The 15,209-nt window shown below is 42.3% G+C and carries 14 protein-coding genes; 4 read left to right on the top strand and 10 right to left on the bottom strand.

Annotated elements, in window-relative coordinates; translation table 11 throughout:
* Positions 1-4: 4 nt before the first annotated feature.
* The 7 genes from MHB37_RS04745 to MHB37_RS04715 form a co-directional block, all read right to left on the bottom strand.
* On the bottom strand, positions 5-697 hold the full coding sequence (locus MHB37_RS04745) for a sugar transferase (protein WP_076129267.1): 693 nt from the start codon (positions 695-697) through the stop codon (positions 5-7).
* A gap of 30 nt (positions 698-727) precedes the next feature.
* Positions 728-1,618 carry a UTP--glucose-1-phosphate uridylyltransferase GalU gene (gene galU / locus MHB37_RS04740; RefSeq protein ID WP_042185171.1) on the bottom strand — a complete coding sequence of 297 codons (891 nt, stop codon included), beginning with the start codon at positions 1,616-1,618 and terminating at the stop codon, positions 728-730.
* Between the two features lie 149 nt (positions 1,619-1,767).
* Positions 1,768-2,409 (bottom strand): CpsD/CapB family tyrosine-protein kinase, encoded by a 642-nt coding sequence (locus MHB37_RS04735; protein ID WP_076129268.1) that lies wholly within the window; start codon positions 2,407-2,409, stop codon positions 1,768-1,770.
* Positions 2,393-3,130: a YveK family protein gene (locus tag MHB37_RS04730; protein ID WP_076129269.1), complete on the bottom strand. Its 738-nt coding sequence runs from the start codon at positions 3,128-3,130 to the stop codon at positions 2,393-2,395. The genes MHB37_RS04735 and MHB37_RS04730 overlap by 17 nt, the downstream gene beginning before the upstream one ends.
* Positions 3,131-3,396: 266 nt before the next feature.
* Positions 3,397-4,032: a response regulator transcription factor gene (locus MHB37_RS04725; protein ID WP_036676623.1), complete on the bottom strand. Its 636-nt coding sequence runs from the start codon at positions 4,030-4,032 to the stop codon at positions 3,397-3,399.
* Positions 4,033-4,055: 23 nt separating this feature from the next.
* On the bottom strand, positions 4,056-5,702 hold the full coding sequence (locus MHB37_RS04720) for a sensor histidine kinase (RefSeq protein WP_076137153.1): 1,647 nt from the start codon (positions 5,700-5,702) through the stop codon (positions 4,056-4,058).
* A 317-nt stretch (positions 5,703-6,019) separates the two neighbouring features.
* Positions 6,020-6,874, bottom strand: coding sequence for an AraC family transcriptional regulator (locus tag MHB37_RS04715; protein WP_038568894.1), 855 nt, complete (start codon positions 6,872-6,874; stop codon positions 6,020-6,022).
* 84 nt (positions 6,875-6,958) lie between these two features.
* Between MHB37_RS04715 and MHB37_RS04710 the strand changes: the two genes are divergently transcribed.
* Positions 6,959-8,890: a glycoside hydrolase family 20 zincin-like fold domain-containing protein gene (locus MHB37_RS04710; protein WP_076194184.1), complete on the top strand. Its 1,932-nt coding sequence runs from the start codon at positions 6,959-6,961 to the stop codon at positions 8,888-8,890.
* 53 nt (positions 8,891-8,943) lie between these two features.
* Here the strand turns inward: MHB37_RS04710 and MHB37_RS04705 are convergent, their stop codons facing one another.
* Entirely contained in the window at positions 8,944-9,237 is a 294-nt protein-coding gene (locus MHB37_RS04705; protein WP_076129272.1) for a hypothetical protein, read from the bottom strand.
* Between the two features lie 101 nt (positions 9,238-9,338).
* Between MHB37_RS04705 and MHB37_RS04700 the strand changes: the two genes are divergently transcribed.
* Together MHB37_RS04700 and MHB37_RS04695 are read left to right on the top strand one after the other, a co-directional pair.
* Positions 9,339-10,274, top strand: coding sequence for a hypothetical protein (locus MHB37_RS04700; protein WP_248547920.1), 936 nt, complete (start codon positions 9,339-9,341; stop codon positions 10,272-10,274).
* 94 nt (positions 10,275-10,368) lie between these two features.
* The gene (locus MHB37_RS04695) at positions 10,369-10,608 is read left to right on the top strand and encodes an NHLP leader peptide family RiPP precursor (RefSeq protein WP_170914256.1); all 240 of its coding nucleotides are present in this window, start codon (positions 10,369-10,371) and stop codon (positions 10,606-10,608) included.
* A gap of 10 nt (positions 10,609-10,618) precedes the next feature.
* Here the strand turns inward: MHB37_RS04695 and MHB37_RS04690 are convergent, their stop codons facing one another.
* Positions 10,619-12,535, bottom strand: a complete 1,917-nt coding sequence (locus MHB37_RS04690; protein WP_256721819.1) for a sensor histidine kinase — start codon at positions 12,533-12,535, stop codon at positions 10,619-10,621.
* A gap of 113 nt (positions 12,536-12,648) precedes the next feature.
* Positions 12,649-14,547: a sensor histidine kinase gene (locus MHB37_RS04685; RefSeq protein WP_248547922.1), complete on the bottom strand. Its 1,899-nt coding sequence runs from the start codon at positions 14,545-14,547 to the stop codon at positions 12,649-12,651.
* Between the two features lie 257 nt (positions 14,548-14,804).
* On the opposite strand from MHB37_RS04685, the gene MHB37_RS04680 reads away from it, so the two are divergent.
* Positions 14,805-15,209: a hypothetical protein gene (locus MHB37_RS04680; protein WP_051490926.1), complete on the top strand. Its 405-nt coding sequence runs from the start codon at positions 14,805-14,807 to the stop codon at positions 15,207-15,209.

The following is a 15,209-nucleotide window of genomic DNA, read 5'->3' as shown; positions in this document are numbered from 1 at the left end:
ATTATTAATAAGCATCTTTTGAACCGAGTAACATCAGTCCGGTTTTAGCAATGATTTTTAGATCCAGCATGGTGCTCCGAATATGGATGTAGGTTAAGTCCAGCTGTACCATTTCGTCGAAGCCGACACTGTTTCGGGCATTTACTTGCCAATATCCGGTACAACCTGGAGTAACCGTCAAACGCTGTTTGTCATAATCCGTATACTGAGCCACCTCTTCTGGCAGCGGAGGACGAGGACCGACCAGACTCATTTGACCTATCAGCACATTCCACAGCTGAGGTAGCTCATCGATGCTCGTCTTGCGCAGGAATCTCCCTATTTGTGTGATCCGCGGATCGTTCTTAATCTTGAACATGGCACCGCTCACTTCGTTATAGGCCATCAGGTTTTCTTTTAACTCCTCAGCGTTACTGACCATGGATCTGAACTTATACATCGGGAATTGCTTTTCATTCTTCCCAACCCGGTTTTGCCGAAAGAACACCTTTCCTTTCGGATCCTCCAGCTTGATCAGAATCGCCACGACAACAAATAATGGCATTAACACGAGAAGACCAAGAGCGGAAAAAAAGATATCGATCATCCGTTTCATTATCAAATAGGACTCTGCTTCTTTCCTTCTCTCATCGGTATGCAGCATGTAAAGTTTCGGCAGGACCGCCTCGTAGTCTTCCGGCAGTTTTTGCATGCTCATCCTCCTCATCTAAAATTTTGCGAACTCAACTTAACTACTCAAGCTGGTTTGTCCCATTTTATTCAGCCATTCCGCCATTGCATCCATCACCGGATAGCGCAAATCTTCGCTTTGCAGTGCAAATTCAAGTGTTGTCAAAATATATCCAAGCCGCTCGCCGACATCATATCTTGTTCCGTCAAAATTATAGGCATATACCCGTTCGCTCTGATTCAGCTTCTGAATGGCATCTGTCAATTGGATCTCTCCGCCAGCGCCTTCTTCCATCAAATCGAGATACTTAAAGATCTTCGGCGTAAACACATACCGGCCCATGATCGCAAGATTGGAAGGTGCCGTACCTAGTGGCGGCTTCTCTACAAAATTGTTAACCCGATACAATTTACCGTCCTGCAAATCCGGTTCAATAATACCGTAACGATTCGTGAATTCATCAGGAATCTCTTGAACTCCGATAACCGAGTTTTGTGTTTCTTCATATTGATCGATCAGCTGCTTAAGGCAAGGTACGGCTCCTGTGACGATATCATCGCCTAACATGACACCAAATGGCTCATCTCCGATAAACCGTCTTGCACACCATACGGCATGCCCCAGACCCTTCGGTTCTTTCTGGCGGATATAGTGAATTTCTACCTTAGCTGAACGTTGAACCTCTTTAAGCAGATCCAGCTTTCCATCTTCCAGAAGCCTAGACTCGAGCTCAAACGCATTGTCAAAATGATCCTCAATGGCTCTTTTACCTTTACCAGTAACAATGATGATATCTTCAATACCGGAAGCAATAGCCTCCTCAACAATGTATTGAATGGTTGGTTTATTGATAATCGGAAGCATTTCTTTAGGCATGGCTTTCGTTGCAGGAAGAAAGCGCGTACCTAGTCCTGCCGCGGGTATGATTACTTTTTTTACCTTTTTCATCGCACTTTACCTCCTAAAAGTTTTGTGAGCATTAGCTTCAATGATTTGACTTCGTACAAAACTCACTTCGAAAGCATAAACTTAAGTTTTGTGAGCATTAGCTTCAATGATTTGACTTCGAGCAAAACTTACTTCGAAAGCATAAACATTTACTTCGCCTGGTTCATGGCAATTCCGATTAGATTAGAGCCGGTCTGTTCAAGCAGCGTCTTCGCTTTGCGAATCGATTCCCGTTTGGACTTTCCGTATCTGGCCACCAGAATCACGCCGTCCGCTTGAGGTGCCAATATACGAGCATCACTGAAATCGACTGCCGAAGGAGAATCCAGCAGGATCAGATCGTAGTTTTCTTTTAGTTCCTCAAGCAAAGCGGTCATTTTGGGGTTCCCCAGCAAATCCGGCGGACTAACATGAGTTTTTCCTGCCGGGATGACTGAAAGATTGGCTAAGTTTCCGAGGACTGCGATGTTATCTGCTTCCTCTTGCCCACTTAAATAAGCCGCAAGCCCGTCACTCCCCTCTACTTCAAACACGGTATGAAGACCGGGATGTCTCAGATTGCAGTCAACCACCGCTACCTTCTTGCCGTCCTGGACGAAAGAAACCGCGAGATTCGACAAGATTGTCGTCTTGCCTGCCCCAGCTTCTGCTGATGTAAAGAGCAGCACTTTTCCTCCGCCGCCCTGCGCTAGTTCAAGCTGACGTATATATGTGCGCAGTGATCGGAACGATTCGGAGATATGCGAGGATGGATTAACGTCTGTAACCAGACTCTTATTTAGCCGCAACATAAGCACCCTCCTTCACTCTGGTGTCGCCTGCCGCCTTACCCAAATCACGTTTGCGAATGGTTGCGATCGAAGCAATTACCGGTAGACCAAGGTCATATTCCGCTTCCTTTTCAGACCTTAATGTGCCGTTAAGTGTTTCCATCAGCAAAATAATTCCTAAGGCAGCCATAAGGGATACAACAAAGCTAATGATGAGATTCATCGCAAACCCGCCGTTCGAGGGCCCTGGAACATCAGTCGGATCGGCCGGTGTCAGCAAGGTAACATTGTCTACCCTCATCAGCGACGGCAATTCACGAATGAATGTCTGCGATACCGCATTTACGATCCCGGCAGCTTTGGTGTAGCTTTCATCCTGAACATTGAGGTTGATCACCTGACTCTTCTCTGAAGTTTTAATCTCAAGCTTCTGACTTAGTTCATCGGCCGTGAGACCAAACTCCGGGTGATTTTCTATTACGCTTTTCATGATGGTTGGTGATTTCATAATTTCCTTGTAACTCTCAATTAAATTCAGGCTAAAGCTCAAATCGTTAAGATTGTTGCTCTCGGGAGCTTTGGCAATGTTGTTGACAAGCAGCTGTCCGGAAGCGGAATAGACGGGTTCAACGAAGTTTTTGCTAACATAGTAAGTCGTAGCACAGGAGATCAAAACGAACACCATGATGAGCCAAAACCTTTTTTTTATCAGGTTAATGTAATCCAGAATCGTCTTTTCCACAGTAACCCTCCTTCCGCTAAAATTACATTCTGAAAGCATTCATGAAAGTTTCAGTTGTTGCTTTAATTCTATCAATCCACACCATTCGCCACATGGCTCATACCATCACTTTCCTCTTCACTTTGGAGTAAGACGTTATACCTCTTAAGAGGGGGATTAGGTATACTTTAGTGCCATATATAGGGCTAATTTAAGTTTTAACGCACAAAAAAAACACGGACAACCTGTCCGTGTTCATGTACAATGCTTACGAATTATTTCAATTTTCACTCGTATGACATTTCATATTTGGTTAATCCGACAGCATTTGCATAAAGCGCTGCCTGTGTACGATCAGCCACCTGTAATTTTGCTAAAATCTGACTGACATGCTTTTTCACCGTAAATTCGCTAATGAAAAGACGTGAAGCAATTTCTCTGTTGCATGCGCCCTGCCCCAGCTCGATCAGGACTTCCTTTTCTTTGGGTGTCAATTCATCCGTTGGGCTGCTTCCACTCATGCGCATTTTATCTTCCATCAGACCAGGATCGTAATACTTTCTTCCCTTATGCACCAATTGGATAGCAAACAGTAACTCCTCAGGCAACGCCTCTTTCAGTACATATCCATCTACCAGTACTTCTTCAGCCTTCAGGAAATCCTCTCTGCTCGCAGATGACGTCAACAGAATGAACTTACTAACGATACCACGAGCACGTGCTGTCTTAATGACATCCAATCCCGATTCATCTGCTAGCTTAAGATCAATCAATACAAGATCAGGCTGCGTCTCCTCAATCACAAGAAGCGCTTCTTGGCCATTCGTTGCCTCACCTGCAAACTGCACATTCGGCTGCATTGAAATGACAGATGCCAGTCCTCTTCTAACTAAAGGATGATCATCTACAATGACGATTTTCACAGAAACGACCTCCCGCCTAAAGTTTATGCATTCTTTAATTCAGCTACACCGACAGGAATCGAAATCATAATTCTTGTTCCTGTGCTCTCATTACTGGACAACTGAAAGTCGCCGCCGAGCGACTGGGTCAAATATTGCATATTCTTCATGCCAAGTCCGCTTACACTATCTTCAGATTCAATCCATAACAAATCAGTATCAAAACCAACACCATTATCACAAATCAATAATCGAATCCAAGTCGGCTTCAGAGACAGTTCTACATCCACTCGACTGGCAGCACCATGCCTGATGGCATTACCAGTGGCTTCGGAGATAATCCGAAAAAGCGCTTTGTGGTAAGGATAAGGGAGACTGAAATCATCGCCCGTTATTTTTAAATCAATATCAACATCATTTAACCTGGATAAGCTCTTCAAATGTGATCTTACCATGCCCAACCAAGTAGGACCGCCACTCTTCTTGGAGCTAAGACTGTAGATCGTGATCCGCAGTTCTTTAGCAACCTTTGTAGCAGAATCATGAATAAGCTCAATTTGTTCTTCTAGCTCATGATCTGACATTCTCTTCCACGATTCCTTCAGCGAATGCGTCGCATACACAATACCAAAAAGGCTCTGCGATACACTATCGTGCATTTCATCCGCAATCCGGTTCTGTTCGTTCGTGATGATCAACCGGTTCTCGATCACACCAAGCTCATGTCTTTCAAGAATATTCGCACTTAGCTCAGATAAGAATATCAATTGTTGAATATACCATCTGCGGCCTTCCAGCCCCTCTGTAGACTCCAGCTTGAGTCCAATCATCCCTACAAAACGGGTGCTCATCCGTACAGGCATCAGCAGGAAATCTCCTAATCCCGGCAGATTTCTAAAAATAGGCTCTCGCTGCAATCTCCATTCATGCTCATGTTTTCCCAGTTCTGAGAATAGGAACTGTTCCTCTTCCTGCTGCCAGCCGGTCTGCCTGCTCTGCGGAGCTGGTTCTCCGCTTTTCTTGGCGAACCAAAACAAAGCCTTATCCAGCTTCGTTAGCTTAACAACATAATCGGTGATCACTTGACCGATATTCATGAAATCATGTTGGCTTGAGGTTTCCACGATATGGTACAGAGATTTGATATGCTCCATCGTCTCTTTCGTGCGAGCATTCGATTCTTCACGTTGCCGCTTCATCCGATTAACGATCTGCATTATTATAACCGTAAGTACCAGTGTTAGAAACAGATTCCCATTTATAAATACAATTTCCAGAAAATTTCTGTTCGCAGAATTGATAAAAAAATAACAGAGCACCGCAAAAATACTGATGTAGCTTAAGAGCAACGACCATCCAAAATAAATGGACAATGAGCCTGCAGCAATCAATACAGGATTTAGCACATAAAGCCTAAAAGAGCTTTCGTACCCACCCGTAAACAAGGTCAATGCGATAATTCCCACCATCTCTATACTAACAGCCAGGACGAGAGTCTTCGGCCTGCTGCGTAGCCTTCGATAACAAAATGAGAACGTTTGTGCAAACATAACAAGTATAGCAATAATAAGTGATTTATAAATTATGGAAGGTCCCGTCTGATCTAGAAGATACATGAGTGATGTGAGGGACAATGAAAAATACCTGTAATACGCAATCAGTTTGTCTTCTGCAGTTGGTTTGATTTTCATCCCACCACCCTATTCTCCAGTTTTTTGGAAAATGTAAGATTGTACTGTGCTCGATAAAAGCATCATACATGAGAAAAATCACAATAACAAGTTGACATTTCCCATGTTTGCGCTTCCATTTGAAAAATAGTTACAAAAAATTTATTATTTTTTTAGTAGGTTTTATCACTAAAATTTGGAATTTTATCCACTATAGTTAATAAGAACTAACGTATTTATGTAATATTAATCCATAATTTTCAACATATCTTATAAAACGACAACAATTATACAAATTATAACAATTGCTGTTGGGACTCTAGTAGGATGATGTCGATTTAAATGTTATTCCGGCAAAGCTGGGGTGCGATCCCCATATATTTTTTAAATAAACGAGAAAAATAGAACGGATCATTATAATGAAGCATACTAGAAATTTCCTTAATTTGTAATGATGTGTTGAAAAGCAACTTTTTGGCTTCCGCCATTTTTAGACGGTGAATATATTCATGAAGCGGGTATCCACTGCTGCGCCGAACAAGACGACGAAGCGTAGACATCGAAACATGATGTTTTGCCGCTATTTGTTCTAGGTCCATTTCACCATAAATGCATAAGTTCAGGTCTTCCCGAATCTGACGCATATAATCAGCCTGAGAATTCCAACTTTTTTCTTCTATTATAAAAGAACACTCCAGCAGCATTCTTTCGAGCAATAATGCTGCCCGATCCGCATCTACAGGTTCTCCGCTCTCCATCCGTTCCAGCACTTCTTCAAATAAGGTAGTAAGACCTACTATAGATTGGGCTTGAAAAACATTTCCCCCGGCTATGAGGCCCGATTCCAGCCATTCCGATACACGCGTGCCATTAAAGTTAATATAATACTCATCCCAGCTGCCTCCCGGTGGTGGACCAAAGTTATAACTGTAACCTGGGCGGAAAAAGTATAAGCTGCCTTCACGCACCTGCTGCTCTTTTCCCCCAATCTCCATGTAGGAGCCACTACCTGACACTATGTAAACAATGGCCCAGTGCTCAAAAACTACACCTGAACGGAATAACGTTCTTCCTGGCAGATGTCCTGCCTGTCCCACCCTTATATTCTTGAGCTTCAGCTTGGAGGATTCAACCTTGGGATCAATAATTCTTATTGGATATGGACTGATCATATAATCCATGTGCTTGGACATTATAGGCATTCCTCCCCTTGTTTAGTAGTGATAAGGTTATTGTGAAGATGATCATATTCTACATGAATAAGAGGTGTCCACGCTATGCTTAATCATTCTACACTACTGCTTTTCCCTAATCCGCGTGAAATCACATTGTCACAAGGCTCCTTCCATTTCCCAACAAGCGGAAGCATCGTGCTTCCTAATATGGAAGAACAATCTGCCATGCCAGCTGCACGAAAACTACAGGAAGTAATTGCACAAGCATTGAATCTGCAGCTGACTTTATCCATTGGCTTACGTCCAACCGTTGTATCTGTCTGTAACTTTAACTATGTGCCATTATTGTCTGCACAGGCCTATGAGATTGTTGTCGAACAGAAGGGTATCGTTGTCTCCTATAGCTCTCCTGTAGGCGCTTTCTACGCAGCAGCAACCCTGAAACAAATCATAGAACAAAGTGGAAAATCTATACCTCAGCTGCATATTCGCGATGAACCTGATTTTGGAGCCAGAGGCCTGCTCATAGATATCAGCCGCAATAAAATCCCGAAGCAAGAAACCTTGTACCGGATCATTGACCTTATGGCTGATTTGAAGATGAATGAACTTCAGCTATATATAGAAGGTGCTCCGTTCGCTTATGAATCCTTCCCTCAAGTCTGGGAGCTTGAAACCCCAATTACCGGAGAGGAAATCCTGCTTCTGGATGCCTATTGCAAAGCACGTTATATAGAGCTTGTTCCCAATCAGAATAGCTTTGGGCATATGGAGGGCTGGCTTTCTCGTCCAGAATTCAACGCTTTAGCTGAAATTCCCGAAGGCTTTATGCTTCCGAAGAATTTGTATGCGCAGGACGTTTATCCAGAAGGCTTATTTATGCACCCTGGTACTTTTGATACCGAAGATCCTGCTGTACTACCTCTGCTAGACAAAATGTTTGACGATCTGCTGCCCTACTTTAGCTCCAATCAGTTTAATGTAGGCTGCGATGAGACCTATGAACTCGGCCTTGGTAAAAACAAAGCTCTGGCTGAAACACAAGGCAAAGGTCAACTCTATTTATCATTCCTGCAAAAAATTTATGAATTGGTTACAAAACGTGGCAAAACGATGCAATTCTGGGGCGATATCATTATCCAGCATCCCGAACTGATTCCTCAGCTTCCTAAGGATATTATTGCTATGGAATGGGGTTATAGCGCGGAGCATCCCTTCGAGTCCGATACGCTCAAATTCCGTGAAGCAGGTATTCCTTTTTATGTCTGCCCAGGCACCAGCTCATGGAACTCCATTACAGGACGCACGGACAATATGTTAGCCAATCTGCGCAGTGCAGCTATTCATGGCAAAAACAACGGCGCTATCGGTTATCTCATTACCGATTGGGGAGATTTTGGACACTGGCAGCATCTGCCGGTCAGCTATGCCGGCTTCGCCTACGGCGCAGCCCTATCCTGGAGTGTAGATCATAATCTGGAAGCAGATACTGCACAGTATTTAAATAGATTTATTTTTGCAGATCGTTCTGAGGGAATTGGCCAGCTGCTCCTGGATCTCGGCAATTACTATCAGCTTGAATCCAGTATCAACCGTTCGAATGATGCAGAAATGTCCCTGCTGCTGCGTACCCATCTGGACAATTTCCTAATCATAGAGAAGCTTACTGAGGAACACTTCAATCATCTCGAAGAATATCTGCTCTCCATTGAGGCGCGGCTATCGGGGCTAGATCTTCAATGCGAGGATGCTGCTCTTGTGCTGAAAGAATTGAGTAATGGCATCCATTTCGTGAAGCATGCTGTGCAGCTTGGCAGAATCAAGCTACAGTTGACATCAGCACCAGATTCGCTTGATCCTGCGCTGATTACGAAGCAAATCAATGATCTTGATATACTCCTTCACCAATATCGTCTCTTGTGGACGGAACGCAACCGGCTCGGCGGCTTGGAGCAAAGTATCTCGAAACTTCAACGCCTGCGTAGTCAATATGAAGCATTAAAATCGGAGCTCTCCGCATCCGTAAGTTCCTAATCCCTCTTATTAATATTCACTATATAGCTGCTGTTGGGTAATCGAACGTTGAACTAACGTTTTCGGTTCGCCCAGCGCAGCTCTTCATATTGATTCTCAAGCATCTCCCGCTCACGTTGCTCGTGTTGTTCCCTGCCAATTCCCTCCTGCTGGCTTTCCTGATCCTCATAGATTCGCCATAGGTCAGAGAACAGATAGTCTTTAATTTCTACCACTTTTCCCTGCAGGATTCCGTTTATCCAAAAAAGTCCCGTGGAGGTACGCATAACCATGCGGCCATCCGGTGTTTCCGCCTTTTGGCCCATTCGAATCGCCATAAGCATTTGGCCGAAAGTATACCATTCCATATTTGCTAATACCTCCTAAATTTTAGTTGTAATGGAATAAAGAGAAAGCTATAATCAGGGCAAAAGAACCATTTTCGTAAAAATTTCATAGGAGGATTGTTATGGATTGGCTAAATGACTACGAAGATGAACTGCGCTTGGTATTCCAAGAAAGCAGACGGATTATTTCCGAATTTCCAGAACCTCTAAATCAACAAGGCATGTCCTATCTTGAGCATTTTAACGTATTTAACGCTGAAAGCCACAAAAACTACATATGTTATCTTTTACCCTTTTGGCTGCAGAAGGGATGCGGAATCTCTACAGAGGTTACTCGCCAGATGTCGATGGGCAACGTCTTTTTTATGTTGTATTTCTTCATACAGGATGACCTGATGGACAGCCAAGAATCCTCCGCATACGAAAAATTACCCTTGGCAAATTTGCTTTATGTCGAATTTTTAAATATCTACCGGATACTATTTCCGGAGCCATCCGCTTTCTGGATCTTATTTAATCGTTATATCATGGAGTGGGCAGATAGTGTTAGCAACGAAAATACCAGTGACTATTTTCTTAATGATCGGGTCAAAATTGCCTATAAAGCCAGTCCGCTCAAGCTATCCAGCACTGCTGCCCTTCTGATGTCTGGAAAGAGTGATTTAGTGCCGCAAGCTGAAGAGCTTATCCATTCGGTTTTGCTTACACTGCAAATGCTGGATGACTATGAGGACTGGAAAGAAGATTTATCCGCGGGCAACTATAATTGTCTTCTCTCCCTAACTCGCAAACATCTGCCAAACAGCAGTGCAGCTAAACTCACTACGCAAGAGGTCGAATTTTATCTATTCACTGCAAATGGTCTACATACCTATACGCAATTAGCACACGACACACATAACAAAGTTACAGTTTCCGACCTTGATGCCCCTCATCTTATTGCGTTCCATTCCATGCTAGTAAGTAACTTACAGCAGATCTCTGATTCCATCGAAGCGGACAAGCAGCTCTTGCTAAACGGAGGATTATATCATTGGTTGTCAAAAAATGTCCATTAATTCTATTATTTTGTAATAAAAAGAATAGTATTAGTAGTTTTGCTATGTTATATTATTAAAGGTAAATATATACAATTTGGGAAGGGTGATTATTATGTCAGAAGCAATTCTTAGAAATCAAGTCATTCAAAAGGCATGGGAAGATCCAAGTTTCAAGAAAAGACTACTCTCAGACCCAAAAGCGGCTCTCCAAGAAGCATTAGGCGTAATCATTCCCGACAGCGTTACCTTGAAAGCCGTTGAAGAAGGCTCCAACGAATTCTATCTTGTAATTCCACCAAGTCCTACATCCGATGTATTGAAGGCAACCGCAGCACCACGCGGTTCGTGGTAAGACAACAAGATTAACCCCCTAAGGAGTGAGAATCATCCGGAGCTTCTGCCAATGGCAGTATGGTGATGGATTCGGTTCCCACTCCTTTTTTGCTTGTAAATTTCACTTTACCTTGCATAGCTTCGATGATGCGGAAAGTGACCATTAATCCTAGACCTGTCCCTTTATTCTTTTTAGTGAAATAAGGCTCTCCCAATCGGTGCAGGACATCCGCGTCCATCCCTTCCCCGTTGTCTTTGATATGAATAATTACGTTCTCCTCTTCCGCATACACCGACATATAGATAAATCCTTCGTCCCGGAAAGATTCAATGCTATTTTTGATAATGTTGATGAAGGCTTGCTTAAACTTCGAGGAATTCCCCTTCACCCATAATTCGCCCGATACATCGAGAATCATTTTTCCTCCATTTAAATGACAAAGCGGCTGCATAATACTCTCAATATGCTTAAATTCATTATACAAATTCAGACTGGAAATCGTCTCAAATTCCGGTTTTGCGAAGGTTAAGAAATCCGTAATGATCCCGGAAGCACGATCCAGCTCACTAAGGGCCATCGACATAAATATTTCCTCTTCACCAACGGATTTCTCGCTAAGCAGCTGAAGGAAACCCCTAGTTACCTGGAGTGGATTCCGCACTTCATGAGCAACAGATGCAGCAAGCTCGCTAATAATTTCCATTTTTTCTGAACGCTGCAATTCGTTGTTAAAACGCTCTAATTCTTTAGAATAGTTAACAACCTGTTGATGGCTATAGGCTAGTCTTCGCTCCAGAATTACGATCAAGGAGATTATGAAGGCAACAATGCCCCACTTCCACAAGAATAAATCATAGTTCCCCTTATGAATGTAATACCACAGTAACTCTGACACTACAGTAAATGCAGCCGTTCCAAAGCCAATGGCAAAAATGATAGCGTCCCTATTCCCTTTAAGCGAAAATATAATCACACATACGATCAGCAAGATGAACTGAAGGATGAGGATGAACCCGATAATAGTGGTGGATACAAAATAATAAAACTCAATATAGCTATTATTCGATAGAAAATTGATCAAAAGACATAGCAAACAAAATGAGGAGTAAATGACTTGAAATTGACGAAAACGACGAACGATCGCATATTTTCCACTGCCAAATATTTTTTCAAATAAAAGAGTAAGCGCCGGTAAAAGTGAGAATAAAGCCAAATCAAGAAATACATTACTAATCGCGCCTAAATCGCTGTAAAAGGTATAAATAAAAGGAGAATAGGTTATCGAAAGAATTCCGGTTGAACCTATTACAACGGCTAGTGAAGCCACACTGGAAAAATAGTCCCTATTAATGTATAGAGAGCTTATAAATAGAACGATAGCCACAAGAAAAAAAGCACAGCCCAAAATCACATCGCTGAGTCCATTTTTAATATAATCATTGATTAACAGGTTGTGTTCACCGATCACTACTTCATTTTTAATTCCGATTCTATCCTGCAGCGTTTCAGTCCAAATGTATAATGTTTTCCCACTATCGCTTTGACTCAAAGGCAACAACAAAGAATAGTTATCCTTAATATAATTACGATCTTCCTCGAAGATCAAACGGTCGTTCACATACACCTTCACATGAAGAGCATATAGAGTATCAATGTAGATTGAAGGGGAGATATAACTAAAGTTAGGTATGGAAATACGAGTCCAAGAAGTGGATACGCCTGATGGCAGATGTGGGATTTCCTTCGTAGCATTCACATTTATCCAATACTGCTGGTCATTATTCTGTGGAACCTCTACGCCGCTGTTTTCGGTTCCATCGCCCCATCTCATCTGCCAACTGGTAATTTCTTGGGATGGATATGGGGTCGCTGCTGATACAACAATTGAACTATATCCTATCAGAAGGAGAGTAAGAGCTATTGCTATATGTAGGACTTTAATCATCAAGCGCATATATGCACCTCAGAAGTAAGTATCAGAAACAATATTCTGTCTGTACTACTTCGCTCAGCCCCTCACTCTTTCCTTCTAAAAAACGGAATTATCATAAATTACTTCTAAATTCTTCTAAGTTCTGGTATTTTTACTATAATTTCAGTCCCTTCCCCTTTCTCACTGCGAAACTCAGTGCATCCCTCCATCGCCTCAATAATCCGAAAGGTTACCATCAGTCCAAGCCCCGTTCCTTTGGTCTTATTGGAGTAATAAGGTTCCCCTAACCGAGCCAGCTCATTCCGGTTCATCCCTTCCCCATTATCATGAACACTGATTATTATATGTTTTCCAGCCTTCCAGGCTGTGACTTTAATCAGCCCATTGTCCTTTAAAGCTTCGATGCTATTTTTGAGAATGTTGATAAACGCTTGCTTGAACTTGGCAGATGATCCAGTAACGTAAAGTCCTGGCTGCAGATTAAGTTCAATGACGCCCCCTTGCAGATTCGCTAACGGAGAAAGAATACCCGTCACATGCCTCAACTCTTCGGACACATCAAGCTGCTCTACGGTTTCAAGTCCTGGTTTAGCGAAGGTTAGGAAGTCTGTAATAATGAGCGTAGCTCGATCCAGTTCTGTCACTGCCATTTGCAGATATTCCCGCTCCTTTTGATCTGAACGCTCCCCAAGAATCTGCAGAAACCCCCGGGTAACCTGCAATGGATTCCGTACTTCATGGGCAACCGAAGCTGCCAGCTCACTAATAATCTCCATCTTCTCCGAGCGCTGCAAATCATTATTGAACTTCTCAAGCTGATGGGAATATTCAATAAGCTGTTCATGGTTTCGAGTAAACCTTCTTCCCAGAATGACGATTAAGGCAATTACGAAAATCACCATTCCCCATTTCCACCAATATAATTGATAGGATTGCCCCGATGCATAGAACATGACCAGTTCACTAAGAGACATGAAAGCAAATATTGAGAACCCTGAAGTAAAAATAACAGCATCTACATTGCCACGGTTCGCGTGTATAAACGCTAAGCTGATCAAAAGTATAATTTGTACAATCATAAGGATACCTAGCACACTCGTAGTCATCAATCGATAAAAGTCATCCACCTGATAGGACAAAAGAATATTAATAACCATTAGGGAAAAACAAAATACAGAATAGACAATTTGAAACTTACGGAAACGTGTAACGATTCTCTTTTTCCCTGGACCAAATATTTTCTCAAAATAAAATGTAAAGGATGGCAAAAGCGTATATAAAGCTACATCAAAGAAAACAAGTACGATCTCTCCATAATCGCCGAGGATTGTCGGCAGGAACGATGAATACGTTACCACTAAGACGCCAATGGATAAAATAATCAGCACCAATAGATATCCGCCTGAAAAATAGCCTTTTCTCATGAATAGCGAGCAGATCAGCAGTACAATCGCAATAAAAATAAGCGTCGTTCCAATGATCAGATCCATTAAGCCCTGCTTTACATAAACAGATAACAGCTCATCGTATTGGCCTACTCTTATTTCGCCGTGGATCCCTAAGTCTTTGCTGCCACCATGGGTCCATAAATATAGCTGTTGTCCTCCAACACTTTTGGACAGAGGAATGAAAACCTTACTGCCATTGAAATTAAAATCTTTTCCGGAATCATATATTAATTCGTTATTTAAATAAGCCTTAACATTATTTCCATATACTTTATCTATGAATAACGCAGATTTATCACTAATTTGTGGTAAAGTAAACCGCAGCCAGGCTGAGGTTGCTCCACTTGGAGTCTCTGGGCTTTTCCCATGAGGCATAACACGAGTCCATTCTTCATCAAGAGCTGCCACAGCTTCTTCAATATGATCTATTTCTATACGTTCAAATTTAATCTCCCAATTGGGCAGCTTAGAGTCTGATGATTCAGCACTCACTATCGCCGTACCAAAAGGAACCATAGCGGTCAGCAGTAGAATTAATAAAAAAGCAGCCGCTATATTGGGCTTTGGCAACTTCATCGTAGCACCTCAGTAATTCATTAGTTGTTTAAACGTTCATATATGCTTCTTAATTTCGACAAGCTTCGCACTATCCCTGCCTATTCTTGTAAATTTTCTCGAAAAAGAACGTTTTTCATCGGCTTTTGCTTTCACCCATTTTTTACTAATCTAATATAGACATACCCATTTATTGGATCAGCGATTCGATCATGGTCAAACGGGTAAAGATAAACATAGGAAGTTCAAATTTTATCATAAAAAAGGAGTGAACGGCTATGGATAGTTCACCAAATAAAACTGAGGCTGACTTTGAATATGAACGTTATATACAAGCTGATATGGATGAAGAGGATATTGTTGATGATGACGCAGATCCTGTCTTGGTTGGCGATAAATACTTGGCAGCAGATATTGGTTTAAACTCACCTAAGGATGTAATCGAAAGAGATGAGTTAGTGGAATCCGATGCATATCTAGCCGCTGAAACCGCAGGATTAACCCTAGATGATACGGATTATACTAAGGATGAGGAACTCTTGGAGATGGAAGAAGAAGATCAGCCGCTAGAGGATGTTCCAGATGCAGACGATGTATATCCAAATTCCATTATTGACCCTGCCTCCCCGCCAGTGGATGTTATGCCGGGAACAGACGTTTTGAACGGTTCGCAGGGAGAATAG

It is taken from the genome of Paenibacillus sp. FSL H3-0286 (assembly GCF_045040705.1).
GTDB classification, from domain to species: Bacteria; Bacillota; Bacilli; order Paenibacillales; family Paenibacillaceae; genus Paenibacillus_AQ; species Paenibacillus_AQ odorifer.
Note: the sequence above shows the minus strand (reverse complement) of the source record. Positions and strands in the feature narration are given on the sequence as shown.

Bases quoted from the DNA above. Each gene is read 5' to 3' on its own strand.
- MHB37_RS04745 (WP_076129267.1), bottom strand. From the start codon at position 697: ATGAGCATGCAAAAACTGCCGGAAGACTACGAGGCGGTCCTGCCGAAA.
- galU (WP_042185171.1), bottom strand. From the start codon at position 1,618: ATGAAAAAGGTAAAAAAAGTAATCATACCCGCGGCAGGACTAGGTACG.
- MHB37_RS04735 (WP_076129268.1), bottom strand. From the start codon at position 2,409: ATGTTGCGGCTAAATAAGAGTCTGGTTACAGACGTTAATCCATCCTCG.
- MHB37_RS04720 (WP_076137153.1), bottom strand. From the start codon at position 5,702: ATGAAAATCAAACCAACTGCAGAAGACAAACTGATTGCGTATTACAGG.
- MHB37_RS04715 (WP_038568894.1), bottom strand. From the start codon at position 6,874: ATGTCCAAGCACATGGATTATATGATCAGTCCATATCCAATAAGAATT.
- MHB37_RS04710 (WP_076194184.1), top strand. From the start codon at position 6,959: ATGCTTAATCATTCTACACTACTGCTTTTCCCTAATCCGCGTGAAATC.
- MHB37_RS04705 (WP_076129272.1), bottom strand. From the start codon at position 9,237: ATGGAATGGTATACTTTCGGCCAAATGCTTATGGCGATTCGAATGGGC.
- MHB37_RS04700 (WP_248547920.1), top strand. From the start codon at position 9,339: ATGGATTGGCTAAATGACTACGAAGATGAACTGCGCTTGGTATTCCAA.
- MHB37_RS04695 (WP_170914256.1), top strand. From the start codon at position 10,369: ATGTCAGAAGCAATTCTTAGAAATCAAGTCATTCAAAAGGCATGGGAA.
- MHB37_RS04690 (WP_256721819.1), bottom strand. From the start codon at position 12,535: ATGATTAAAGTCCTACATATAGCAATAGCTCTTACTCTCCTTCTGATA.
- MHB37_RS04685 (WP_248547922.1), bottom strand. From the start codon at position 14,547: ATGAAGTTGCCAAAGCCCAATATAGCGGCTGCTTTTTTATTAATTCTA.
- MHB37_RS04680 (WP_051490926.1), top strand. From the start codon at position 14,805: ATGGATAGTTCACCAAATAAAACTGAGGCTGACTTTGAATATGAACGT.